The following is a 24484-nucleotide window of genomic DNA, read 5'->3' as shown; positions in this document are numbered from 1 at the left end:
GTACGAGAGGACCGGGATGAACCGACCGCTGGTGTCCCAGTTGTTCCGCCAGGAGCACAGCTGGGTAGCTAAGTCGGGACGGGATAAGCGCTGAAAGCATCTAAGCGCGAAGCCCCCCTCAAGATAACGTATCCCATCCGGTCAACGGAGTAAGACCCCTTGAAGAAGACGAGGTAGATCGGTCCGGTGTGGAAGCGTAGTGATACGTGGAGCAGACGGATACGAATCGGTCGAGGGCTTCACCTGAAAAGACAGGGTAACCTGTAGGAGAGGATTCGCTGTTTAGTTTGCAAGGTACATGGTGTCCAGTGGACACCGTTCATGTCCGCGATAGCGCGGAACAGAGTATCTTGGATGAAGGATGTACCTCAACGCACAAGGTGTGCGATGAGCATACATAGCTGTCTGGTGGCAATGGCGGAGGGGAAACACGCGTACCCATCCCGAACACGACCGTTAAGACCTCCAGCGCCGATGATACTTGGGGCGGGAGCCCCTGGGAAAGTAGGACGCCGCCAGGCAAGAGAAACGAAAGGGCTCAGCACGTCTGCTGAGCTCTTGTCGTCCACATCTGGTATTGTGACTTCAGATGTGATATAATCTCATGTGTTTGAAGTGTTACATGCGGGTGTGGCGGAATTGGCAGACGCACCAGATTTAGGTTCTGGCGGGCAACCGTGGGGGTTCGAGTCCCTTCACCCGCACCACCGAGACGGTACATGCCGTCTCTTTCTTTTTGTAAAAAGCGACATGTACACGTTTCCGGTGTGAATCGTGATATGATAGTTTAAAATTGACAGAGGGGGTGGTTTGCTTGACAGTCACCATCTACGATGTGGCTCGTGAAGCGAAAGTGTCCATGGCCACCGTATCTCGAGTTCTAAATGGAACCGCTGTCGTGAAAGATGAGACCAAACGACGTGTGCTGGATGCCATTGAACGTTTAGGATACAGGCCGAACGCAGTGGCTCGAGGATTGGCAAGTAAGAAGACACGGACCATCGGGGTTATTGTACCTGACGTTTCGGCTGCATTTGTTGCGGAAGTGGTGCGCGGCATTGAGGATATCGCGACCATGTATGATTACCACATCATTTTGAAGAATTCCGATGCCCAGCTTTCCCGAGAGATAGATCTGGTCGGCACCATGTGGGAGAAACAGGTGGACGGCCTGATTTACATGACCAATCGACTTCAGAAGGAGCATGTCGATGCGTTTGAACAGGCACAGATCCCTGTTGTTCTTTGCGCAACGGAAGATCCGGAACGCAGGATTCCATCCGTAAACATCGACAGTGCACGCGCCGGACGGGACGCAGGTCAGTACTTGCTCTCCAAAGGGTGTAAGCGGGTTGCTTTCGTCACCACGGAAGAAGGGTTGTCTGTACTGGCGGATCGTCGTGGTAACGGTTTAGCAGCGTGTACGGGATTTGAACAATTCATCCGGATAGAAACGGGATCCGGTCGGTACGAAACCGCTTTGCCGAAAATCAGAGCTTGTTTAGAAAACAACGTCATTGACGGCATTGTCGCTGCAACGGATGAGTTGGGGTTGGCTTCCATTCATGCGGCTCAGGATGCGGGTTTGGACGTGCCTCGTGACGTGAAAGTTATCGCGTTCGACAACACGCGCTTGGCGACGATGGTTCGTCCGGAAATGACGGTCATTGCACAACCGATGTACGACTTTGGAGCCGTATCCATGCGCCTCTTGACGAAGCTGTTGTTGGATGAGCCGGTGGAGAACTATTCGGTCACATTGTTGCACAACATTGTTGAACGTCAGTCCACGTGACTTGACCTGAAAGATTCCTTGTTCACAATGGAGGGCACAGCATGTTTGAAACGTACGTGCAACAGCACCGAGAAGAAATGCTTACAACTTTGCAAACCCTGTTGCGAATTCCTAGTGTCAAAGGACCGGCAGCGCCGCAATACCCATTTGGGTTGCATGTAGGAGCGGCGTTAGAGTACATGCTCAGCCTTGGAGAACAGCACGGATTCACAGTGAAAAACGTAGATGGCTACGCAGGACACGTGGAATTTGGATCCGGGGATGAATACATCGCTGTGCTGTCGCACTTGGACGTTGTCCCTGAAGGAAAGGGGTGGACGTATCCACCGTTTGGCGCGGAAATCCATGATGGTAAGGTGTTTGCCCGCGGTGCAATAGACGACAAGGGACCCGCCATGAGCGCGTTTTGGGCGTTGGTCGCGCTGAAGGAACTGGGGTATCGACCGCGGCGCAAGATCCGCTTGATCTTCGGATTGGACGAAGAATCCGACTGGGATTGCATGGACTATTACTTCAAGCACGAACCGTTACCGATTGGCGGTTTCGTGCCCGACGCGGATTTTCCCATGATTTATGCGGAAAAGGGTGTATGCACCATTTGCGTCAGTGTGAAAGCAGACGCAGATTCCATGAACCCACAGGTCATCCGGTTTGAGGGCGGCCACCGCGACAATATGGTGCCTGACTACGCCATGGCGGTGGTCGATTGTCATTCCGAAACGGCTGCACAGGAATGGGAGCAAAAAATCCGCCGGGATGCCAGAGCGCGGCAGGTTGAAGTGGACGTCGAGTTGCAAGGGGCGCATGTTCAGATTGTTGTGCGAGGCCTCTCGGCGCATGGCAGTATGCCGCACAAGGGTGTCAATGCCATCGTGATGCTCGCACAACTGTTGTCTGCGCAACCTGTTTCGAACGCCTCCATGTGGCGGTTCATTGCCGGACAAGATCCAGACGGCAGAAACCTCGGAATTGCCGCATCGGACGACGTGACAGGGAGTTTGACAAGTAATCTGGGGTTAGCGGCGCTGCGCGACGCTGCGTACCAACTCATGTTTAACATTCGTTATCCGGTTGACATGACTGTGGACCAGATTGTGAAGGCGTGCCGCGAATACGTGTCGGACAAGTGGGATGTTCGCACCGTCCACGACCTGCCGCCGCTGTACGTGCCGTTGGACAGTCCCGTGATTCAAGTACTGCAGAAGGTCTACCGCGAGGAAGTTGGAGAGGACGCAACGCCGCTCGCCATTGGAGGGGCCACATACGCACGGGCTATCCCGAACGCAGTTGCGTTCGGCCCGCAGTTTCCCGGACAGCCGGATTGCGCTCATCAGGCGGATGAATCGTGGAATTTGGACAATTATTTTCGCTGTATTCAGATATACGCTCACGCAATGTTAGAATTGGCGAATACGCTGTAGCAATATAATGGTGGTGAATACGTTACATCGTATTCACGCCCGTCTTCACCAAGTGATCCTCGGGCAGAAACGGAGGGAGACGAATGCGGGTGGAGCGAATTGCCAAGGACAAAGTTCGAATTTTTATCAGTTACGACGATCTCGAAGAACGCGGCATTGACCGCGATGAGATATGGCAAAATGGGCGCAAGGTCCAAGAGTTGTTTTGGGACATGATGGAGACTGCGTACGAAGAAGTTGGTTTTGAAATTGCCGGGCCCATTTCCGTAGAAGCGTTCACAATGCCCACCGAAGGGGTTGTCGTAATTGTTACGCGCGTCCCAAGTCTTCCAGGACAGCCGAAATCCGAATCGGACGACGATGATCCAAATGTGGAAGTGAACATCGCGTACTACTCGACGTTCGTCTTCCGGTTCTCCGACTTTGAAGAGGTAGTCCGCGTTGCACACGCCTTGTACGAGCACGATATTGACGCTTGCTTGTACCAATACGAAGGGGCGTATCACCTGTTTATCGACGAAAACTCCGTTGGCGATTTGGCGTACGACGGTGTCTGGGCCATCCTTCACGAGTACGGGGAGTATTCAGAGGTTACAAAAGCGGTGTTGGATGAATACGGGAAACTCATTTTACAGGATGATACCATTCGTCAGCTGGTTGAGTGGTTCCCCTTGTAAGAGATATAGCAGAAGACCCCGGGGGATGTTTCTCCGGGGATTTTGCTTATCCGTGGAATTTTTCGTAAATCGAAATGATGAGTGCGGCGATGGCTGTGGCCATCAGCGGCCCCACAGGCATACCTCCGAACCATACAATGCCTACGACGCTTCCTATCACAACGCAAATCAGTAGGGAAGGGTACATCTGCAATAACTCGAGGCCCTTCGCATTGATGATGGTCGCTACAACACCTGCGACTATCGTGATAATCCCCAGTGGACTGAAGATGCTCTTCATCATGTCGCGTGCCTCAATCTTACCGCTCGCAAGTGGGACGAGGATGGACACCATGAGAAACAACAGACCGAGTTCCAGGCTCCTGCGTTCCAACATCGGGAAAAAGCGTCCCACGTTAAGCATGCGCATGACGAGAAGCAAGCTGGCGGCGACGGAAATGATACTGACCCTGCCTACCACGCCTACGATGATAAAAACAATGAGGAGAATTTCGGGGGTTAGCAATGGCTCGTGCCTCCCAACCACTTGTCCTCACTATTGATATTCATCGCTGACAAGGCTCATGAACATTACGTCCTGGCCTTGTGTCGAGCCGGAAGTGCAGGTCGCTTCACGGGAGCAGGGCCCTTATCAGACGTCGCCTTCTCCGGACGGACAAACAGCACAGCCAAAACCCCACACAATGCAGACAAGCACGCAACAGAGATGAACATGACGGGTGTTGAGATGCTCAACAACCAGGTGAATACGGGTGGGCCGAACGCCACACCGAGAAACCGCACACTGCCGTAGAAACTTGTCACCACACCTCTGTTTTCCTGCTGGACGGCTGAGGTAATGAGCATGTTCAAACACGGTAGCACGAGTCCGGTGCCAATGGCGCCCACGGACATCAATCCAACGAGCAACCAAGCGTTTTTGGCCAACCATGTCGCCGTAAGGACACTGGCGGCAAGTATCACAAATCCGGTGACCAACAACCACTTCATGAGGATTTTTTTCTTCTTAATCAGTGCACCTGTAATATATGAGGTCGTGCTGAGTACTAATAGTGGAATCGACAGCACCATGCCTTTGATCAGACCGTCCATCTTGTATTTCGATTCCAGTAAGTCGGATAAGTAAAACAACACGCCAAACAGTGTAAACAATGCGGTTGCCCCACACAGATAGGCGACGCTCAGCCAGCGACCTTCTCGTTTGGCCACAGCGGCCAAGGATTTCAGGTATTCTTTAACAGACTGAGTTTTCGCTTTGCTCTTTTTCTTTTCCGGGACCAACCACCAGACGGCTGCCGCCAGGGGAACGCATAACACCGGAAAGACAAAGAAGACAGCGAACCAGGCAATGAGGGCCACGGCTGCACCCAGTATGGGACTGATGACTTTGCCGAACGCATTGCCGGCTTCGTTGACACCAAGTGCCTTGCTCCGCAATTCCCCTTGAAACAAGTCGCCGAGAAACGCCATGGCGATGGGAGCAGTACCGGATGCACCGATACCTTGAATGACTCGTCCGACCAAGACCAGCGTATACGGTTTGGCAACCCACCATGATGCGAACCCGGCAATGACACCACCGATGCCAAATAGAAGCATCGACGGAACGATGACCCACTTCCGACCGATTCTATCCGACAAAAATCCGGCAAACGGAATAACGATGCCAGCAGGAACGGAAAACAGAGTAATCAATAAACTCACCTGAAATTTCGTGACGTGCATCTTGGATTGCATCTCCGGCATACCCGGAATGAGGACGGAATTGCCGAGAACCATGAGCAATGGAACCAGACTCAGAATGATGATGAGCAACCAGGGTGAACGCTGTTTCACTGGCGAAAGCCTCCTTGTGTCCGGTATGCTCCGCACAAAATCAAGCACAAACGACGAGGTCAGTGTGCCACTGTTACCTAAAAATTAATCGTGGATGTGCAGAAGGCTTTGAACATCGAGGAGCGAAGATGTATACTGATGGCGGCTTACATACCAGTTTATTAAAGGTGGTTTTCAAATTATGGCAATCAGTCAGAGCAACGCTCCAGCTATATCAGATTCAGATAAGGAAAACCTGGACGTCCTGACGAGTACACAGGCAATCATCCTCGAGGCACTGACTCGCCTCGGTTATGACTCGGCAATGTATGAGTTATTGAAAGAACCATTACGAATATTGACGGTGCGGTTTCCTGTGCGCATGGACGATGGTTCAGTGCAGGTGTTCACGGGATATCGCGCCCAACACAACGATGCAGTAGGTCCGACGAAAGGCGGCATTCGACTACATCCGGACGTGACGGAGGACGAGATTCGGGCGCTCTCCATTTGGATGTCCATCAAATGCGGTATCGCGAACCTGCCATACGGCGGAGGTAAGGGAGGAATCATCTGCGATCCGCGGACGATGTCCTTCTCAGAAATTGAACGGCTGAGTCGAGCATATGTGCGTGCCATCAGTCAAATCGTTGGTCCTACGAAAGACATTCCGGCACCGGACGTGTTCAGTAACTCTCAAAATATGGCTTGGATGATGGATGAATACTCACACATCCGCGAGTTTGATTCGCCCGGATTTATTACTGGAAAGCCCCTTGTGCTCGGAGGTAGCAAAGGACGAGAAAGCGCGACGGCCCGAGGCGTTGCAATATGTATTGAAGAAGCAGCCAAGGTCAAAAACATCTCGATTCAAGGCGCTCGGGTGATTATACAGGGGTTCGGCAATGCCGGGAGCTATTTGGCCAAGTTCATGTACGACTCGGGTGCAAAAGTGGTGGGCATTTCCGATGCATATGGAGCGTTGTATGATAGCAACGGACTCAACATCCCGGAACTGCTGGAACAACGGGATTCATTTGGTACGGTGACCAAGCTGTTTGAGGACACCATCACCAACAAGGAATTGTTGGAACAAGAGTGCGACATCCTCGTTCCGGCTGCGATTGAAAACCAAATTACCAAAGATAACGCCGCGAATGTAAAGGCGAGTGTGATTGTGGAAGCTGCCAATGGCCCCACCACCACAGCTGCCACGAAGATCCTCTCGGACAAAGGCGTACTCATCGTCCCGGACGTTCTGGGTAACTCGGGTGGGGTCATTGTTTCTTACTTTGAATGGGTCCAAAACAATCAAGGGTATTATTGGTCGGAAGAGGAAATCGACAAAAAGCTGATCGATTTGATGCGGAAAAGCTTCCACACGGTATACGAAGCAGCTCACAAATACGGCGTGGACATGCGGTTGGCGGCGTACATGGTGGGCGTTCGACGGATGGCGGAGTCGGCAAGGTGGCGTGGATGGGTCTGAGATTTTCCCGCACGTGCAGGAGATCTTTGACCTCTGACGAATGAAATAGCGGGTGCTGGAAAGTTTATCTTCTCACAGCACCGACGATACTGTTACGGATTTATCACGAATTAGGGGGTACAAAATAAATGCGGTCGGAGACACTAACGTCTGAGGGAGTGAGAGACAACATGGTCTTGCCCAACCAGCGCGTGAAGGTCCATATTCGGTGCCGCAGATGTGGTGAGACGTTCATTCTTCGTGGTGTACGTGACCCGCGCGGCCACATTGAAACAGGATTCAAACGTTGTCTTTGCGACAACGAAGAGGATTTCGACATTGAACCATTGCACTAATCCAAAGCAAGTTGCAATATGCCTGTCCAATTCAATTTGGACAGGCATATTTCTTTCTGTCTAAGGAACAATACTCCATGTCGTGACTTTGATTCCGGTGGGAGGAGTTACGTTCCGATGCGTAGACAAAAGTTTCTGCGAGTTGTCGCGAGCATTGTACTGACCTTGTCTTTCATCTCTCCGTTGTTATCCCGCAATCAAGTGCTCCCTGTTGCCGATGCTTTTACCGCACGTAACTTGATGTACGGTAGCCAGGGTTACGACGTGTACGAGCTTCAAAACCGTTTGCACTTTATTGGATACTATCACGGGAAAATTGACGGGGTATTTGGATGGAAAACGTACTGGTCTGTGCGCAATTTTCAAAGTCAGTTCGGCCTACCAGTGACTGGATTCGTGAGCCTGAAGACAAAACAGAAACTGGTTGCCGCATCAGCGGGATGGCGCTATCCATCCGCTGCCAAGTCGGGAAGGCACGGTACAACACGGTCTTTCACGTCGTCGACTGGGCCGATTCCGACAGCAAGTGGATTGAGTCAATCAGATTTGCAACTCATGCAACACGTCGTGTACGGTGAAGCGCGTGGCGAGCCGTTTGAAGGTGAAGTCGCGATTGCCGCGGTCATATTGAACCGCCTGCGCGATCCGAGGTTTCCACACACGGTCCCCGGCATCGTCTACCAACCGGGTGCGTTTACCGCAGTCGCTGATGGACAAGTCAACCTGCAACCCGATGCACAGGCAATGCGAGCCGTGGCCGATGCGGTGAATGGCTGGGATCCGTCGCACGGAGCCGTGTACTACTTCAATCCAGCGACGGCCACGAGCGCTTGGATTTGGTCGCGACCGCAAGTTCTAAAGATTGGGAAACACATCTTCTGTAGGTAGCGAGGGGGCTGAAAAGGTGCTGCACAGGACGACGTGGTTCGCCATTCCCATTGTCGGATTGGTGCTCATCGGCAGTGGCGTTGGCTGGTGGGGGTACAATCAGTACCAACAGCGACAAGCGTTGGCGCTACAAAACGAAAATCAGTACAACTCGGACTTTCACGCACTTGCGAATGACATGGACCGGCTCCAAAAAGAACTCGGGAAATCCTTGGTAAGCGGCGACAGCACAGCGTTCCAGGCGCATCTGCGGAATATCTGGCGTTTGGGGTACGCGGCCGAAACAGAAGTCGGAAAGTTGCCGTTTGACTTGATGCCGATGCACAATACGCAAAAGTTCTTGTCGGTTGTGAGTCATCAGACAGACACGTGGATGGATACAGGCGCGAGTCCGGCGCGCGCGGATGTCCACAACAAACTTGAACAAATGTATTCACAAGCGGGAAATCTTTCTCAGAGTCTGGCTCGTATCCAAGGTCAGGTGTTGAGCAATCAAGTGCGTTGGCAGGCTGTGAATCAAGCGCTCCTGAAGAACCAACGTGACAATCAGGTCGTGGACGGATTTCGGCGCATGGATACAGCAACGACGGCATTTGTTGAATCCCAAGACTCTCCATCGTCCTTGCAGCGTGGGAAATCCTTCGCCTTGGCGAAACAGCCAGACGTTTCGCAGGCAGCAGCAACTCAGGCTGTCAGAAGTCTGTTGAATCTGCCAAGCACCACGCAGTTAAAGGCGCAAAAGACGCAATCCGGTGCCTATCGACCGGAGTACATTGTCACTGGAACCACACCAAGCGGCCCTTTGACGGCAACGGTGAGCGCGGATGGTGGGCATGTACTGTCTTTTAACATTCGCCATGTGCCGAAAACAGGAGACTATGATTTTGCGGCTGCGGAAGACAAAGCTCATCACTGGTTGGCCGTGCATGGGTTTCCAGCAGTCGAGTTGATGCAGTCAAATCAGTTTGACGGCATTGGCTACTTCGTGTATGCGCCAAAGCGCCCGGACGCATCACTGGTGATCAGTCAGGGCATTGCGATGAAAGTCGCGCTCGATTCAGGAAGCATCGTGGGGTACGATGCGAACAACTACTATTACTATCCAGTGACCAACGTTCCACCGCGAAAGTATTCGGTCGCTGCCCTGCGTGCAAAGCTCAATCCGAATTTCAAAGTTGGGATGGAGCGACAGGTGGTTGTGCTGGACGAGCACCAACATTATCAACCAGCCGTTGCGTTCTACGGCACGGGGAACCGTGAGACGTATTGTGTGTACATGAATGCGAACACGGGGAAAGAGCTGTCCATTGAACAATTGAGCTAGTGCGGGGTGTTGACCGACCCTTCCTCCCATTTCGCCCTTCCTTTATAATGGGTTCAGGGCTTTAGGGGGGAAAGGGACGGTGGCAAACATTCGGATTGGACAATCTCTGCGAGTCAGGTTATCTGAGGCGGCGAAAGAGTATTACCACTCTCGACTCGTGGAACACAATGCGAAGGAGTACTTCGACGTCCCACTCCACCATCAAGACCACCGCATCCTCGAAGTGGCGCCGAAATCAAAAGTCTGGGTGGAATTTCAAGGTTTCGACGGTGCGTGGTGTAAGTACGCCGCGACGTTCCTAGAGCGATTCGAATTCCTAACTTGGTTTGGAAGATCACTCGACCGGAAACTGGGAAAATCACTCGGGAACAGCGTCGGGAATTCGTCCGTGTGGCTGCAAACTTGTCGGTTCAACTGGACTACACCAGCGAAGGTGTTGCAAAACACGCGGAAGTATATAGCCGTGACATGAGTGGCGGTGGAATGGCGTTGTATTTACCACGTCATGTCATCTTGCGCCCTGGTTTGATGGTCGAGATGCAGTTTACACTTCCACAACTTCCACACGGGGACTTTCCAGTGGATGTGAAGTCGACTGTCATTCGAGTGTCTGAAAGAAATGAAAATGGATTTGCTGTGGGTTCATTTCAGTTTGTAAATATGAAAGAATCTGTTCGCCAACGCGTCATCCAGTACACGTTTTCGAGGCAAAGAGCGTTGATGTAAGCGTTGCCTTTCGTCATGAAACCATCGCTGTGGTTGGGACATGTTAGGGATTGTCCTTGCATACCCTATGACAGAGGTGGTTTCGCTATGTCTCGACAAGGTGTCCAGGAGTCTCAGGAAGCAGTGAAAGACCGGCTGTGGCGGCAGTTGTTCAACAAAGTGGACGATGTACTGTTGCCAGTCGCCGGTGCCCTTCTGTGCATGTTAGTCGTCGTTCAGTTGGTCACGTCTATTCCGTCGGTCCGGAAGCAAGTGGACGCTACGGCAGGTCGATTTGTGGCGGTGCCACAAGACGTGGTTCCTGCCAGCGTGAACAGCGAACAGGCCACACTTTCGCTGTTGGCCGCTCCTGAGGGAGATCATAGCCAAGTCAAGGTTCAGGTCGATGGTCAAACAGTGGGTAGTATGGCATCTTCGAAGTTGGAAGTCACCGTGCGTGAGAAAAGTGTCGTCACCATTGTGAACGCAGGGAACAGTACCGTGTTTATCTCGGTGGATCACGACAATGCAAACCTATTGACTCCCGCGCCCGGTCAAACGATTGAGGTGGATGGAGGCGGTACGGGGCAACTGCCGCCCACCGAGTTCCTGCATTAGGTGTTCTTGCAGTGCCCTTATGGCTATGCTACTATTAAACTGCAAATCGCGTTGCAACGCCGCTTTCCCGCTGGTTCTTCTGTTGGTCTTTGGTTGCAAACACTTGTTTCGAAAGCGGGCAGGATGCCTGCTTTTTATTTTTAGAACGAGCTATGTACTTCGCTGGAGGGCCCAAATGCCACACATCAACATTGCCATTGACGGACCCGCCGGTGCCGGGAAAAGCACAGTTGCAAAAGAAGTGGCTCGCCAACTCGGATTGCTGTACGTCGATACAGGCGCGATGTATCGAGGAGTCGCTTGGCTAGCCTTGAACTACGGGGTATCGCCAGAAGACGAAGAAGCTCTGGTACAGCTGCTGGAAAAACACCCGCTGTGTTTCGAACGCAATGGTCAGGGTGGGCTAGATATTTACCACAACAATATCTGCATCAATGCGGAACTGCGCAGACCGGATGTATCCAGTTTGGTGTCGCAATTGTCCGTGTATCCAAAGGTACGCGCGATTTTAACGCGGTGGCAACAAGAATTTGCACGCAATCATTCTGTTGTGATGGATGGTCGAGATGTCGGGACCGTCGTGTTGCCGCATGCGGATGTGAAGGTGTATTTGACTGCATCGCTCGAGGAACGCACGCGTCGCCGGGCTGAAGAGTTTCAGGCTAAAGGGTTTGACGTATCCGTCGATGAGTTGAGACGTTCCATCGAAGAACGGGATCACCGCGACTCGTCGCGCAGCGTTGCACCACTGAAACCGGCGGACGACGCTCACTGCATCGATTCCACAGGGAAACCTGTGCAGCAAGTCGTCGAAGAAATTCTGGCGCTTGTGGAGCGGATTTGTAGATGATTGTCGTGCGCGACCGATACCGCTCTCCTTTTTATCGCGTTGCACGTTGCATTGTATGGTTGTATTTCCGACTTGCGTATCGCTTTCGCATTGTAAACCAGCATTACGTACCGAAGACGGGGCCGGTTGTACTCGGGAGTAATCACATACATAATCTAGATCCCTTAACGATTGGCCTAGGGACACCTCGTTTTGTTCATTTCATGGCGAAGCATGAACTGTTCAAGTATCGGTGGTTTGCCGCACTCCTACGATATCTTGGTGCGTTTCCGGTGCGGCGTGGCGCAGGGGATAGACAGGCAATTCGCCACGCACTAGCGATTCCCGAGCACAATGGCTGTCTTCTCGTTTTTCCTGAAGGACATCGGTCCAAAACAGGAAAGCTTCAAAGAGGATTGCCTGGGGTCGCGTTTATTGCTCGCAAAACACAATGTCCGATTGTGCCTGTCGCAGTGATTGGACAGTACAAATTCAGAGGCAAACTCACACTGCGGTTTGGTGAACCTTTTACGCCGACTCCAGAAGATACCAATGACACCATTCTGGAGGAACTGATGAATCGAATTCAACGGTTGTTGGACGAGGGCCATCCTTCATGAGTGTGCAGTTGCTCATCCAAGATCTAGTGGTTGCATGTGCGTTCGCCGCGGCGATTTATTTGTATAACGCCACATTGGTACGAAAGCTCGGCGAAAAAATGGACACCATGAAGGTACGAAGGATCTCCAGACGATTTCAGTTTGGAGCGATTGCCCTGACCGTCTTCCTGATGTTGGCCGGATTGGCGTACCAGTCGGGAATGGTCCAAGGATTGGCGGCATATGCGTTGGTGGGAACTGCTGGTGTCGCTATGGTGATTTGCTTACAAGTCTTCAAACGCCTCATGCGATGAGGAAGTTGTGTCCGCTTCGCGTTCGTCTGAAGGCTGGTGATAAATTTTTGCAGTATATGAGGAGGGCGCTAGCATGTCAGAGGATGTGCAAAAGATGTTGAACACTGCCGATTTATCTGTCGGTGACATTGTAGAAGGGACCGTCACTGACGTCGAGGATAAGAGAGTTCTGGTGGATATCGGCCACAAGTTCCCCGGGGTGATTCCAATTCGCGAATTGTCGCCGCTACGCATTGAACATCCGAGCGATGTCGTGTCTGTCGGCCAGAAGGTTGAAGTGGTCATCCAGAAAATCGACGACGAAGGGGAAGCTGTGATTTTGTCTCGGCGTGCGGCAGGTGCTGCCAAGGCATGGGCAGATCTGCAAGAAAAGTTCGAGCAAAACGCTGCGTTTGACGTGACTGTCCACGATGTCGTAAAGGGCGGATTGGTCACGGATGTCGGTGTGCGCGGATTTATTCCAGCATCGCTTGTGGATCGTCAGTTTGTAGAAGATCTGAACGAGTACAAGGGGAAGACCATCCGCGTCCGTGTTGTGGAAATTGACCCAGAGAACAATAAATTGATTCTGTCTCGCAAGGCGGTTCTGGACGAGGAACACGAGCAAGAAGTGCAGCAGAAGATTGCTGCACTGCAACCGGGTAGCACGGTGGAAGGTACTGTTCAGCGGTTGACGAACTTCGGCGCCTTTGTCGATGTTGGCGGCGTTGACGGTCTTGTGCACATTTCCGAGTTGGCTTGGCACCACGTGACTGACCCCGCTGAAGTGGTCAAGCCTGGGGACAAGGTGATGGTTCGGATTCTGTCTGTGGATCCGGAAGCTGGGCGCATCTCGCTCTCTATCAAAGACGCGGCGCCGAGTCCGTGGGAACAGTACGCGCACGAGTTTCAACCAGGAGACATCGTCACAGGCAAGGTCGTGCGGCTTGTGGACTTCGGTGCGTTTGTTGAATTGCGTCCTGGGCTGGAAGGCTTGGTCCACGTATCCCAAATTTCTCATCAACATGTGGCAACGCCGTCTGATGTCTTGGAAGAAGGTCAGGAAGTTCGTGTAAAAATTCTGTCTGTGGAACCGGAGCGGAAACGGATTTCCCTCTCCATCAAAGATACGGTGGAGGCGCCACGGAGAGAGCGTGAACCGCAACGCTACAACACTTCTCACGATGATGTTTCGGGCACAGGAGCCACACTCGGAGATCTGTTCCGCGACTTGTTCAAGAAGTAAAGATGTTCATACATCAGTAGAAGCAAAGACACGCTACAAGCATGTAGCGTGTCTTTGTGTTTTCGGAATGAATGTTCCTCGGCCCAGGTGGGCACCTTGAAATTGAGGCGAAGTCAATGGAATCGATGTACTTGTCATTGGTCAGTTGTGTATTGACTCTATGTACTCCCGCTCGACAGAAAGATACATCTCAACAGGACGGTGAACGTGCCGTACGGCTGGCAACTCTCGTGTACGTCGCGAGTCTCGCCACCTATTTTGTTCGCCCGAGCCTCGGCTTGCATCCGGTTTCAGTCACTTTCGCATGTGCTTGGTTTGCCTTGCTGTTTTTACCTCACCCCTCTGCCGTACGTAGTGTGCAGACGTTGGGCGCCGGATTGGTGATTGCGATGGTCACCATGAAATTTGTTGCCCTGTTTCCGTTTCATCAGTGGCACCGGATACCCACCAGTCTGTTGGTAGGTGGGCTATGGTTGGTTCTCAGTTCGGTATTGGCGGGTGGCGTTCAGTCTGCCCGATCCGCTGTCACTTCGGCGTACATATGGATATACCTGGCCTCTTCCACTGTGCACGAACCAGCGTTGTTCTCTCCTTTCTTATCGAACATCTCGCTTGCTGATTTGCAACCATGGGCGTGCAATGCGTTTTGGTTCGCGCTGTTCTGTTGCCAGTTGGCACACTATACCGTGTCCTCCGCTAGAAAAGTGTGGGAGACACGGTATAAGCCTGTCATTTGACGAGATGTGCCATGATGGGACATAATGAAGGAATGCGTGGCCAGGTCTTACTCTGTGCCACGGAGTCATTTTTGACAAACAGCGCCTTTTGCCTTTTGGCACGGCACAGATATAAACAACACCGAATATGACAAAGTAGAGGTGTTTGCATTGCCGAAAATCTATAAAGTTCAGCCGGGTTCTTTGGCCGAGGAACTGGAACTGGAACCCGGTGACGAGTTGGTAAAGATCAATGGACAAACCATTCGCGATATCGTAGACCTCCAATTTGCTCTCGCCACAGAGGAAATGGAACTTGAAGTCAAGAAGTCTAACGGCGAAGTGTGGGTTTTCGAGGTCGAGAAGGGATACGATGAGGGGCTTGGCGTGGAATGGGAAAACCCGACCGTGGATCGGGTGCACTTATGTCACAATAAGTGTGTATTCTGCTTTGTGGACCAGATCCCGTCCAATATGAGACAAACGTTGAATGTGCGAGACGACGACTACCGCCTGTCCTTTTTACATGGGAACTTCGTCACGCTCACGAATGTGAAGGATGAAGAATTGCAGCGCATCGTCGACCTGAAAATGTCGCCACTCAACGTGTCTGTGCACACCACCAATCCAGAGTTGCGCGTTCGAATGCTGGCGAACAAAAGGTCTGGTGAGATCCTCAGACAAATTGAGTTTCTGGCCAAGGGCGGCATCGAAATGAACACCCAGGTTGTCCTGGTACCAGAGTGGAACGATGGTGCGGAATTGGACAGGACGATTCAGGACCTAGTGAAGTTTTACCCAGCAGTTCGGACACTGTCCGTTGTTCCTGTAGGACTGACGAAACATCGCCGGGGACTGCACAAACTGAGACCTTGTACGCCGGAGGAAGCGAAGCGCGTCATCAACCAGGTGGCTTATTGGCAAGAACGTTTTCGGGCGCAACTTGGTGTCTCGTTTGTTCATGCAGCGGATGAGTTTTACGTGATTGCGGACAAAGATGTTCCGCCTGGAGACCACTATGATGAATTCGCACAGACCGAAAACGGGGTCGGTGTCATCCGTATCTTCCTTGATGAATTGGATGAAATCTGGCCGCGCGTGCCGAAGCGAATCGTCGGTACACGCCGGAATGTGGGGATTGTTACCAGCGTATCCGCTCGGAAGACAATAGAACAGTCGATTCAGCGGCTCGGTCACATTGCGGGGTTGGAGACGCACGTGTTCCCAATTGTAAACGATTTTTATGGCCATAATGTGACTGTCGCTGGCCTCATTACGGGGACAGACATCGTTGCGCAATTGCAGGATAAAGTATCAGGGCTGGACACTTTGCTGTTGCCAGACATCATGCTCAAAGACGACGCTGACGTTTTCCTCGATGATTCGACGGTGGACCAGGTTCGAGATGCGTTGCAAATTCCTGTGACTGTGGTACCGGCGACAGGCATGGGATTGATGTACGGCGTCCTCGGCCATACTCAATCGTTACCGCCGCGGCGCCGCTATGAAGCCACATTGCGAGTGCTGGAAAATCCGGAAGACGTTTCGACGGCGACGATGTAATGCACAGTTTCAGAGGGGGCGTGCCAAAGGTTGCCCCCGATTTTCCATGACGAATACGTATGGATAGGAATGGTAGATGTCTATGTCCTTACCAGTGGTTGCGATTGTCGGACGTGCGAACGTGGGCAAATCCACTTTGTTCAACCGAATTGTCGGGGAACGCATTTCTATTGTGGAAAACGTGCCAGGTGTCACACGGGATAGGATTTATGCGAAGGCGGACTGGAACGGAAAGGACTTTCACCTGATTGACACGGGCGGAATTGAGCTCGACGAACAGGATGAAGTGGCCAACTTAATACGGGTGCAAGCGGAAGTCGCAATTGACGAGGCGGACGTCATCATCTTCCTCGTGGATGGACAGCACGGACTCACTGGGGCGGATCGCGACGTGGCCGAACTATTGCGCAAGTCGGGCAAGCCTGTGGTCCTTGGTGTCAACAAATTGGATCATCCCAAGCATCACGAGGCAACTTATGAGTTTTATGAACTCGGATTTGGTGATCCCATCGCCGTCTCTGCAGAACACGGCTCGGGCACAGGCGACTTGCTGGATGAGGTGGTTCGCGCGTTGCCTGCGGGTGAAGACCCTGAGTACAGCGAAGATGTGATTCGCGTCGCGCTCATTGGTCGGCCCAATGTTGGCAAATCCTCGCTGCTTAACGCATTGGTGGGAGGAAACCGCGTCATGGTCAGCGAAGTTGCTGGTACAACCCGTGACGCGATTGACACGCCGTTGGAGGTGGACGGCCAGCGTTATGTGTTGATTGATACGGCTGGCATGCGCCGTAAAGGAAAAGTGTACGAGCGCGTCGAGAAGTACAGCGTGTTGCGCGCGTTGCGGGCGATTGAGCGGTCGGACGTGGCGTTTGTCGTGCTGGATGGTCACGAGGGCATTGCTGAGCAGGATAAGCGGGTCGCTGGATATGCTCTGGAGGCGGGCAGGGCTGTAGCGTTCCTCGTCAACAAATGGGACATCGTCGATAAAGATGACAAGACAGCGCATCAGTTCGAGCAGCAGATTCGCAACGAATTTCAATTCATGCGTTGGGCGCCCATCCTGTTTGTGTCTGCCAAGACAAAACAGAGGATACATAAAATTTTACCGCTCGCAAAAGAAATTGCTGAAAATCACGCCATGCGCATTGCCACGTCGACGCTGAACAGCGTGTTGCAGGAAGCGACGGCGTCCGTGACGCCGCCATCAGACAGGGGAAGAAGGTTGCGCATCTATTATGCAACCCAGATTGGGGTCAAGCCGCCCACCATTGCATTTTTTGTAAACGACAGTCAGTTGATGCACTTTTCCTACCAACGGTACCTGGAAAATCAACTCCGCCAAGCGTTTGGTTTCGAGGGTACGCCGCTCAAACTGACCGTCCGAAACCGTTCCTGACCGCCGCACTGGGTTAGGTAGAGTGTCGTATAGGGGGAGCCATCGTGTTGATTGTATGCGTAATTCTTGCGTATTTGATTGGATCCATCTCGCCAAGTACATTGTTCGGCAAGTGGATAGCGCACATTGACATCCGCGAGCACGGAAGCGGGAATGCAGGTGCGACCAACACGTTGCGGGTGCTGGGGCCGCGTGTGGCTGTTCTGGTTCTGTTGTTGGATATTTTAAAAGGTATGCTGGCGATTGCCATCGCCTGGAATGTAGGACATGGTGGCCCGTGGACGACGTACCTATCGGGCTTGGCCGTGATTGTCGGACACAACTGGCCGGTCTTCTTTGGTTTTCGCGGTGGCAAGGGCGTCGCCACAACCATTGGCGTGCTGTTATTGACCATGCCAACCCCGGCGTTGTTAGCTGGTTTGATTGCCATTGCGCTTGTCATTCTGACGCGCATTGTTTCTGTCGGTGCGTTGGTTTTTGCTGTGCTTACACCTGTGTTCCTGGTGCTCTTGGAACCTTACCGTACTGGTGCTCTTCTGTTTTCCGCGGTCGTTGCTGTGATGTCTATTTACCGCCATCGGAAGAATATTGAACGTCTGTTAAAAGGCCAGGAGAACCGCATATTTACGAAACGTTTTTAGGGACGATGGATCTCGGAGGTGCTTATGAAGGCAGTTGTACTAGGCGCAGGCAGTTGGGGAACGGCATTGGCAACCGTGCTTTGCGACAATGGACACGATACCGTGTTGTGGGCAAAGCGTCGGGATCTTTGTGACGAAATCAACAGCCGACATACCAACGAGAAATACTTGCCAGGCGCCAAACTCCCGAATGCCCTCTGTGCGAGCAGTGACTTGAAGGAAGCGTTAGCTGGACGCGACATTGTTATTTTTGCCGTACCATCCGCAGCGATGGTCGATGTCGTATCTGCCGCAAGTCCGTTGCTTCCGAGCGACGGAGTGATTGCTCACGCTGTAAAGGGGTTTGATGTCAAAACTGGACGCCGCATGAGCGAAGTGTTGAGCTCTGCTGGTTCCGACTTGGACCGACGACTCGCTGTCATTACGGGACCCAGCCATGCTGAAGAGGTGGTGGCACAGATGCCGACGACCATCGTGGTTGCGGCTTTCGAACGAGCCACCGCTGAGCTGTTGCAAGACGCGCTTATGAACTCGTACTTCCGCGTGTATACCAATCCTGACGTGGTGGGGGCGGAACTGGGCGGATCGCTCAAAAACATCATCGCGCTTGGCGTGGGAATGGCGGATGGACTGGGCTTTGGAGACAACGCAAAAGCGGCGCTGATGACGCGCGGGCTTGCGGAAATCGCACGCCTGGGTATGAAGATGGGTGCGTCACCGTTGACATTTGCTGGGCTTTCTGGCGTAGGAGACTTGATTGTCACTTGTACGAGTCGGCATAGCCGAAACTTTCGGGCGGGCCGATTGCTTGGTCAGGGACTGTCCCTCGATGAGGCCCTGCAACAAGTAGGGATGGCTGTCGAAGGGGTGAGAACGGTCCAGGCCACCGTCGAGCTGGCGGCCCAGCATCAAGTGGAGATGCCGATTGCGCGCGCGATATTCGACGTTCTATTTTCCGGCAAGCACCCACAGGAGGCGGTTGAAGACCTGATGGGTCGAGAGCGTGGCCATGAACTGGAGGAAGTGGCGCGCGAGATGTTTTCTCCCAAGTGGACCTGAGCCATCACCGATGCGGTGGAGCGACCCTGGGCAACATGACTGGTATGTCGTTCCTCTATTTGGTACACTGATACCAACGGGTGGGTTCACGTCATCAGGAGGCGGGCACATGGGGTGATGACCCGCTTCTCGGCACGGACGTATAACCCTTTTCGGATCACCACTTGAATACATACCTGTTGCACGGGAGGATCTCTATGAGCCACGTACCAGCCAATCTGAAGTATTCGAAGGAGCATGAATGGGTCAAAGTTGAAGGTCAACAAGCGCGCATCGGTATTACAGACTTTGCGCAGGATGAACTCGGTGACATCGTCTTTGTGGAACTGCCTGAAGTGGGTAGCGAAGTGAAGGTGAACCAAACGTTTGGCACGGTAGAGTCTGTTAAAACGGTGTCTGACCTGTTCGCACCCGTGTCCGGAAAGGTGGTCGCTGTCAATCAGGCCCTCACCGATGCACCGGAGCAGGTGAATTCTAACCCGTATGAAGACGGATGGATGATTGTCGTTGAAATGTCCAATCCAGCCGAACTGGATGACCTGCTCGACGCTGCCGGGTATGAGGCGCATATCGCAGATTGAGTGTGAAACGTGTTGCTGTGAACGGCCCTTTCTTTGGGGCCGTCTTTTTTTATGCTGCCAGCGAGGGATTCAAATTCTCGTGTCTCTCGTTCTATCGGTTTTCCTAGGACAATATACATAAGGAGTGTCTAGGACGGTGATACCTCTCCAGCATATCGCGGCCCCCCTGCGCATATACATGTATTGTCCTACTTCTTTGGACAGTTTCGGGGGATTGTCAGTGGCTCGGGGAGGATGTACGGGCGAAGCAATCTACGCCGGTCATATTGAGGGCCAGGTGCCCGCGAATCCTGGCACAGGGGTGTATGCCTGACAATCTGCACCCGAAAAGGCCAGCGGCTGGACACCGTGTTGGCCCGCGAAGCGAGGGGGAGAAAGCGTGGAAAAGTTCGACGTATTCAAAGACATTGCTGAGCGGACCGGGGGCGACATCTATCTCGGCGTAGTCGGCCCCGTGCGCACTGGCAAGTCTACCTTTATCAAAAAGTTCATGGAACTCATTGTTCTGCCAAACATCAAAGACGAGTCCGACCGGGTTCGTGCGACGGACGAATTGCCCCAGAGTGCTGCCGGCCGTACGATTATGACGACAGAGCCGAAGTTCATCCCCAACCAGGCGGTGGAAGTATCCGTGGCTGAAGGCCTGGACGTCAACGTTCGCGTGGTCGACTGTGTCGGATACGCAGTGGATGGTGCGCGTGGGTACGAGGACGAAAGTGGTCCACGGATGGTGACCACGCCGTGGTTTGACGATCCAATCCCGTTCCAGGAAGCCGCAGAAATTGGCACCCGAAAGGTAATTGCCGACCACTCCACGCTGGGCGTGGTGGTTACGACCGACGGCAGTATCGCGGAAATCCCCCGGGAGGGATATGTTGAAGCGGAAGAACGCGTGGTTCAGGAACTCAAGGAACTTGGAAAACCGTTTGTCATCATTGTGAATTCTGTTCACCCAGAGCACGAACGCGCGCAATACCTTCGCAGTGAACTCTCGGAAAAATACGACGTACCTGTGATTTGCCTGTCCTGTGCAACGCTCACAGTGCATGAAATACATTCGGTCATGCGCGAAGCACTATACGAGTTTCCGGTAAAGGAAGTCAATGTGAACTTACCGAACTGGGTGATGGTCCTCGACGAGGATCACTGGCTGCGCCAGCAGTTCCAGGACTCCGTGCAGGAGACCATCCAGGATATTCGCCGCATCCGCGACATCGACCGAGTGGTAGCGAATTTTTCAACGTACGACTTTGTATCGTACGCAGGTCTCTCACATATGGACATGGGCCACGGCGTTGCGGTCATTGACCTGTCAGCCCCCGACGAACTGTATGACCGTGTACTCACCGAGGTGGTGGGCGTTCAGATTAAGGGCAGAGACCAACTCCTGCGGATGATGAAAGACTTTGTTTACGCCAAGAAAGAGTACGACAAGGTTGCAGAGGCGTTGAAAATGGTCAAGATGACGGGGTATGGTATCGCCCCGCCGGCTCTGGAAGAAATGACGCTCGATGAACCGGAACTGATTAAGCAAGGCTCAAGGTTTGGCGTGCGGCTGAAAGCGACGGCTCCTTCCATTCACATGATCCGAGTGGACGTCGAATCGGAATTTGCGCCCATCGTAGGCACGGAAAAGCAGTCCGAAGAACTCGTGCGCTACCTGATGCAGGACTTTGAACAAGACCCACTGAAGATCTGGGAGAGCGACATCTTCGGTAAGTCGCTGGCAGCCATTGTCCGCGAAGGGATTTCCGGAAAGTTGGCGATGATGCCTGAGAACGCCCAGTACAAGTTGAAGGAGACGTTGCAGCGGATCATCAACGAAGGCAGTGGCGGTCTGATTGCCATCATTCTATGATTCGACGACAGCAACACTGGTAGAACGAATAATTTTCATAGCCGCAAACTACGGAGGCAGCACCGCTGCCTCCGTAGTTTTTTGGCATGAGGTGGGGTTCCGTGTTCTACCGGGTAAAGGTATACCACGTTCACGGATGATGTTTACTCGGTTGTCCAGGCGTTTGTGGAATCCCGCTTGAAATGAGTGGATTGCCGGTTGCCTGAATTTTTTTGAAAGCTCCGATGTATAAAAGTGGAGAAAGAGGATTAAAACGTTACTAGTTTCAAAATCTCTGTGAGGTGTGAGATAGTGAATAAAACGGAACTGATTCAAGCAGTGACAGAAAAGACTGGCCTGACCAAAAAAGACGCCACGCTCGCGGTGGAAGGTGTGTTTAACGCAATCTCTGAGGCGCTTGCGCGCGGTGAGAAGGTGCAATTGGTAGGCTTCGGGAACTTCGAGATTCGCGAGCGCGCGGCTCGAAAAGGGCGTAACCCACAAACCGGCGAAATCATCGACATTGCGGCGAGTAAAATTCCGGCTTTTAAGGCAGGAAAAGCGCTGCGTGAAGGCTTGCAGTGAGCGTTTTGCGGGCGAGGAGGGCGCTTCGTCGTCCTCCTCAGCTGTTGTCACCGATTTGGATTGCACAATGGAGCGGAATTCGGTATAATTGCAGATGCGCATAAGCGCCAGCGGGATGTGGCGCAGCCTGGTAGCGCGCTACCTTGGGGAGGTAGAGGTCCCGGGTTCAAATCCCGGCATTCCGACCAATGAACCAGCGTGTCGAGCGCTGGTTTTTCGTTTTTCACGGACGTTTTGTTGGAACGTGTAGGCAGAAAGGAGTTGTCCTTCGTGTCAGAGTCTCCCGTGTTAGGTGAGTATCTCGTGATTCGCGCACTTGAAAACGGTGTACAGGTCATCGGATTGACCCGGGGTGCGGAAACTCGGTTTCATCACGCAGAGAAATTGGATAAAGATGAGCTCATGATCTTTCAGTTCACGGAATACACTTCGGCCATGAAAATCCGGGGAAAGGTGCAGTTGTTGACGAAACATGGTATTGTCAATACAGCGGAAGCTGTCATTCCCAACGATTCAAGTAAGGGATGATGGGTTCCTGTAAATGCCTTTCTTACCCATGTGGTATAATAAGACGAGTAGTACATGACGTAGGAGTTGAGCCCGCGTGGTCCCGTTGGAGCTTGTGACGTTTGATGACTTAGATCAAAGAATAAAACAGCATACCTATCACAACCAGCTTCACCGGACAAACGTCGGGCCACACACCAGCCGTTTCCACTTTGAGGTGGCAAAGACCATCCTTCAGACGGCACAGGTGTCCACGCGCGTTGGTATTGACGTACTGGAGGCCCTGCTGCTATTGCAACAAGGATTGTCATTGCATGACCGCGTGGAAGACGAGCTCGGGTTGCGGCGTCAGCTACACGTACTCGCTGGGGACTACTGTAGCGGACAATATTACCGTGTGCTGGCTGGTGTTGCAAATGAAGAATTGCTGATGGAGCTATGCCAGGCGGTCATGAAGGTCAACGAGGCGAAAATGACACTCTACAAGGTGTCCGCGAGTCCTTCCCCGAACGGATACATGGATCTCCTCGAGGTGATTGAAGGGGAACTGTTGCTCGCGCTCGCACATCATTATTTTCGCGACAGCAGCGCCTGGGCACCACAGATCAGATCTCTTGTTCGGGCGCATATCGTCAAGAAAGAGATGGTGGCGCGCAGGGTTCCGAAATACTTCACATTGCGCCAGGCGTACGACTGGTTGACCGACGCGATGGATGGCATATTGCACATTCAGGCGAACGCCGTGCTCGAGCCCATCTCGTCTTTTATCATGGATTATTTGCGGCCTACGCAAAAGTACATTGAAACGCAGGCCTATGCTGAGGGGAATCGCTGATGATGGTCAGCCAAGAAACAAAAGCCGCACATGTCCATCGCGTGTTTTCGCGTATTGCAAAACGCTACGACTTGATGAACTCTGTTCTTAGTTTTTATCAACACAAGCTGTGGCGCCGTTTCGCGATGAAACACGTGTTGCTTGCGGAAGGTGGAAAGGCGCTTGATGTGGCTTGTGGTACGGGTGATTGGACGCTGGCATTAGCCAAACGTACCGGTCCGACAGGGGAAGTCGTGGGTATTGATTTCTGTGAGGAAATGCTCGAAGTTGCTGAAAAAAAGGTCCAGCGACGGGGGCTCAGCGAACGTCCCATCAAACTGGTGGTTGGAGACGCCATGGCGCTGCCGTTCGACGATTCTTCCTTCGACGTTGCCACCATTGGCTTTGCGTTGCGGAACGTCCCTGACATCCTTACGGTGTTGAAGGAAATGAATCGCGTGGTCAAGCCGGGCGGAAGAGTCGTATCTTTAGAGCTGTCCAAGCCCGAATTCCCGCCATTTCGCGCTCTGTACTACCTGTACTTTAACCGTATACTGCCCCGCATTGGAGCTCTGGCGGTGAAGGAGAAGGAGCCGTACGCGTGGTTGCCGGAGTCTCTCAGAAACTTTCCAGATAGGAAGGGGCTGGAGGCGTTGTTTCGTCAGGCCGGGCTGCGGGACGTGAAAAGTTATCCGTTGACCGGAGGAATTGCGGCACTCCATGTGGGCACAAAGGTGGAGGACTAATCAGA

Annotated in this window: 26 protein-coding genes, 2 tRNA genes and 2 rRNA genes; 28 read left to right on the top strand and 2 right to left on the bottom strand. The window is 52.7% G+C overall.

Annotation, left to right across the window (positions count from 1 at the left end):
* The 6 genes from YWK_RS0114365 to YWK_RS0114340 form a co-directional block, all read left to right on the top strand.
* Positions 1–246, top strand: a 23S ribosomal RNA gene (locus YWK_RS0114365); the annotation flags it as partial.
* Between the two features lie 158 nt (positions 247–404).
* Positions 405–521, top strand: a 5S ribosomal RNA gene (gene rrf, locus YWK_RS0114360).
* Between the two features lie 103 nt (positions 522–624).
* Positions 625–707 (top strand) — tRNA-Leu (locus YWK_RS0114355).
* A 107-nt stretch (positions 708–814) separates the two neighbouring features.
* Positions 815–1795, top strand: coding sequence for a substrate-binding domain-containing protein (locus tag YWK_RS0114350; protein WP_026965346.1), 981 nt, complete (start codon positions 815–817; stop codon positions 1793–1795).
* A gap of 41 nt (positions 1796–1836) precedes the next feature.
* Complete coding sequence (gene pepV, locus YWK_RS0114345; RefSeq protein ID WP_026965345.1) at positions 1837–3216, top strand: dipeptidase PepV; 1380 nt, start codon at positions 1837–1839, stop codon at positions 3214–3216.
* Positions 3217–3299: 83 nt separating this feature from the next.
* Positions 3300–3893: an adaptor protein MecA gene (locus YWK_RS0114340; RefSeq protein ID WP_026965344.1), complete on the top strand. Its 594-nt coding sequence runs from the start codon at positions 3300–3302 to the stop codon at positions 3891–3893.
* Positions 3894–3939: 46 nt separating this feature from the next.
* Here the strand turns inward: YWK_RS0114340 and YWK_RS0114335 are convergent, their stop codons facing one another.
* Positions 3940–4398 (bottom strand): DUF441 domain-containing protein, encoded by a 459-nt coding sequence (locus YWK_RS0114335; RefSeq protein WP_026965343.1) that lies wholly within the window; start codon positions 4396–4398, stop codon positions 3940–3942.
* Positions 4399–4463: 65 nt separating this feature from the next.
* Complete coding sequence (locus tag YWK_RS20105; protein WP_245578626.1) at positions 4464–5729, bottom strand: MFS transporter; 1266 nt, start codon at positions 5727–5729, stop codon at positions 4464–4466.
* 181 nt (positions 5730–5910) lie between these two features.
* On the opposite strand from YWK_RS20105, the gene YWK_RS0114325 reads away from it, so the two are divergent.
* The 22 genes from YWK_RS0114325 (at position 5911) to YWK_RS0114215 (ending at position 24479) form a co-directional block, all read left to right on the top strand.
* Entirely contained in the window at positions 5911–7197 is a 1287-nt protein-coding gene (locus YWK_RS0114325) for a Glu/Leu/Phe/Val family dehydrogenase (protein ID WP_026965342.1), read from the top strand.
* 452 nt (positions 7198–7649) lie between these two features.
* The gene (sleB, locus tag YWK_RS0114315; protein ID WP_026965341.1) at positions 7650–8420 is read left to right on the top strand and encodes a spore cortex-lytic enzyme; all 771 of its coding nucleotides are present in this window, start codon (positions 7650–7652) and stop codon (positions 8418–8420) included.
* A 16-nt stretch (positions 8421–8436) separates the two neighbouring features.
* The gene (locus tag YWK_RS0114310) at positions 8437–9744 is read left to right on the top strand and encodes a PepSY1/2 domain-containing protein (RefSeq protein ID WP_026965340.1); all 1308 of its coding nucleotides are present in this window, start codon (positions 8437–8439) and stop codon (positions 9742–9744) included.
* Positions 9745–9823: 79 nt separating this feature from the next.
* A complete protein-coding gene (locus YWK_RS22560; RefSeq protein WP_026965339.1) occupies positions 9824–10216 on the top strand; it encodes a hypothetical protein in 393 nt (130 codons plus the stop codon).
* Positions 10135–10470 (top strand): PilZ domain-containing protein, encoded by a 336-nt coding sequence (locus YWK_RS21580; RefSeq protein WP_169727191.1) that lies wholly within the window; start codon positions 10135–10137, stop codon positions 10468–10470. The genes YWK_RS22560 and YWK_RS21580 overlap by 82 nt, the downstream gene beginning before the upstream one ends.
* Before the next feature lie 87 nt (positions 10471–10557).
* A complete protein-coding gene (locus tag YWK_RS0114295; RefSeq protein WP_026965337.1) occupies positions 10558–11067 on the top strand; it encodes a hypothetical protein in 510 nt (169 codons plus the stop codon).
* 175 nt (positions 11068–11242) lie between these two features.
* Positions 11243–11917: a (d)CMP kinase gene (cmk, locus tag YWK_RS0114290; RefSeq protein ID WP_026965336.1), complete on the top strand. Its 675-nt coding sequence runs from the start codon at positions 11243–11245 to the stop codon at positions 11915–11917.
* The gene (locus tag YWK_RS0114285; protein WP_035467142.1) at positions 11914–12516 is read left to right on the top strand and encodes a lysophospholipid acyltransferase family protein; all 603 of its coding nucleotides are present in this window, start codon (positions 11914–11916) and stop codon (positions 12514–12516) included. Before cmk ends, YWK_RS0114285 begins: the two co-directional genes overlap by 4 nt.
* Complete coding sequence (locus YWK_RS0114280; RefSeq protein WP_026965334.1) at positions 12513–12809, top strand: hypothetical protein; 297 nt, start codon at positions 12513–12515, stop codon at positions 12807–12809. The genes YWK_RS0114285 and YWK_RS0114280 overlap by 4 nt, the downstream gene beginning before the upstream one ends.
* A 73-nt stretch (positions 12810–12882) precedes the next feature.
* Entirely contained in the window at positions 12883–14034 is a 1152-nt protein-coding gene (gene rpsA, locus YWK_RS0114275; RefSeq protein ID WP_026965333.1) for a 30S ribosomal protein S1, read from the top strand.
* 116 nt (positions 14035–14150) lie between these two features.
* On the top strand, positions 14151–14771 hold the full coding sequence (locus tag YWK_RS0114270; RefSeq protein WP_026965332.1) for a hypothetical protein: 621 nt from the start codon (positions 14151–14153) through the stop codon (positions 14769–14771).
* Positions 14772–14921: 150 nt separating this feature from the next.
* Positions 14922–16313, top strand: coding sequence for a DUF512 domain-containing protein (locus YWK_RS20095; protein ID WP_051375621.1), 1392 nt, complete (start codon positions 14922–14924; stop codon positions 16311–16313).
* Between the two features lie 82 nt (positions 16314–16395).
* The gene (gene der, locus YWK_RS0114260) at positions 16396–17709 is read left to right on the top strand and encodes a ribosome biogenesis GTPase Der (protein WP_026965331.1); all 1314 of its coding nucleotides are present in this window, start codon (positions 16396–16398) and stop codon (positions 17707–17709) included.
* A gap of 44 nt (positions 17710–17753) precedes the next feature.
* Complete coding sequence (plsY, locus tag YWK_RS0114255) at positions 17754–18350, top strand: glycerol-3-phosphate 1-O-acyltransferase PlsY (protein WP_245578625.1); 597 nt, start codon at positions 17754–17756, stop codon at positions 18348–18350.
* 24 nt (positions 18351–18374) lie between these two features.
* Positions 18375–19409: an NAD(P)H-dependent glycerol-3-phosphate dehydrogenase gene (locus tag YWK_RS0114250; protein WP_026965329.1), complete on the top strand. Its 1035-nt coding sequence runs from the start codon at positions 18375–18377 to the stop codon at positions 19407–19409.
* 197 nt (positions 19410–19606) lie between these two features.
* Entirely contained in the window at positions 19607–19990 is a 384-nt protein-coding gene (gcvH, locus tag YWK_RS0114245; protein ID WP_026965328.1) for a glycine cleavage system protein GcvH, read from the top strand.
* A gap of 379 nt (positions 19991–20369) precedes the next feature.
* Positions 20370–21848, top strand: coding sequence for a stage IV sporulation protein A (gene spoIVA / locus YWK_RS0114240; RefSeq protein WP_026965327.1), 1479 nt, complete (start codon positions 20370–20372; stop codon positions 21846–21848).
* A 291-nt stretch (positions 21849–22139) separates the two neighbouring features.
* Positions 22140–22412: an HU family DNA-binding protein gene (locus YWK_RS0114235; protein ID WP_026965326.1), complete on the top strand. Its 273-nt coding sequence runs from the start codon at positions 22140–22142 to the stop codon at positions 22410–22412.
* Positions 22413–22523: 111 nt separating this feature from the next.
* Positions 22524–22600, top strand: a tRNA-Pro gene (locus YWK_RS0114230).
* An 82-nt stretch (positions 22601–22682) separates the two neighbouring features.
* Positions 22683–22940, top strand: a complete 258-nt coding sequence (gene mtrB, locus YWK_RS0114225) for a trp RNA-binding attenuation protein MtrB (protein ID WP_026965325.1) — start codon at positions 22683–22685, stop codon at positions 22938–22940.
* A 76-nt stretch (positions 22941–23016) separates the two neighbouring features.
* Positions 23017–23754, top strand: coding sequence for a heptaprenyl diphosphate synthase component 1 (locus YWK_RS0114220; RefSeq protein ID WP_026965324.1), 738 nt, complete (start codon positions 23017–23019; stop codon positions 23752–23754).
* 2 nt (positions 23755–23756) lie between these two features.
* Entirely contained in the window at positions 23757–24479 is a 723-nt protein-coding gene (locus YWK_RS0114215; RefSeq protein ID WP_026965323.1) for a demethylmenaquinone methyltransferase, read from the top strand.
* Positions 24480–24484 lie beyond the last annotated feature (5 nt).

The organism is Alicyclobacillus pomorum DSM 14955, assembly GCF_000472905.1.
In the GTDB taxonomy this organism is placed as follows: Bacteria; Bacillota; Bacilli; order Alicyclobacillales; family Alicyclobacillaceae; genus Alicyclobacillus_A; species Alicyclobacillus_A pomorum.
The sequence above is the reverse complement of the archived record's forward strand: the minus strand, read 5'-3'. Positions and strand labels throughout refer to the sequence as shown.

Coding starts and splice junctions, on each gene's coding strand:
- pepV (WP_026965345.1), top strand. CDS start 1,837: ATGTTTGAAACGTACGTGCAACAGCACCGAGAAGAAATGCTTACAACT.
- YWK_RS0114340 (WP_026965344.1), top strand. CDS start 3,300: ATGCGGGTGGAGCGAATTGCCAAGGACAAAGTTCGAATTTTTATCAGT.
- YWK_RS0114325 (WP_026965342.1), top strand. CDS start 5,911: ATGGCAATCAGTCAGAGCAACGCTCCAGCTATATCAGATTCAGATAAG.
- sleB (WP_026965341.1), top strand. CDS start 7,650: ATGCGTAGACAAAAGTTTCTGCGAGTTGTCGCGAGCATTGTACTGACC.
- YWK_RS0114295 (WP_026965337.1), top strand. CDS start 10,558: ATGTCTCGACAAGGTGTCCAGGAGTCTCAGGAAGCAGTGAAAGACCGG.
- cmk (WP_026965336.1), top strand. CDS start 11,243: ATGCCACACATCAACATTGCCATTGACGGACCCGCCGGTGCCGGGAAA.
- YWK_RS0114285 (WP_035467142.1), top strand. CDS start 11,914: ATGATTGTCGTGCGCGACCGATACCGCTCTCCTTTTTATCGCGTTGCA.
- YWK_RS0114280 (WP_026965334.1), top strand. CDS start 12,513: ATGAGTGTGCAGTTGCTCATCCAAGATCTAGTGGTTGCATGTGCGTTC.
- rpsA (WP_026965333.1), top strand. CDS start 12,883: ATGTCAGAGGATGTGCAAAAGATGTTGAACACTGCCGATTTATCTGTC.
- YWK_RS0114270 (WP_026965332.1), top strand. CDS start 14,151: ATGGAATCGATGTACTTGTCATTGGTCAGTTGTGTATTGACTCTATGT.
- der (WP_026965331.1), top strand. CDS start 16,396: ATGTCCTTACCAGTGGTTGCGATTGTCGGACGTGCGAACGTGGGCAAA.
- YWK_RS0114250 (WP_026965329.1), top strand. CDS start 18,375: ATGAAGGCAGTTGTACTAGGCGCAGGCAGTTGGGGAACGGCATTGGCA.
- gcvH (WP_026965328.1), top strand. CDS start 19,607: ATGAGCCACGTACCAGCCAATCTGAAGTATTCGAAGGAGCATGAATGG.
- YWK_RS0114215 (WP_026965323.1), top strand. CDS start 23,757: ATGGTCAGCCAAGAAACAAAAGCCGCACATGTCCATCGCGTGTTTTCG.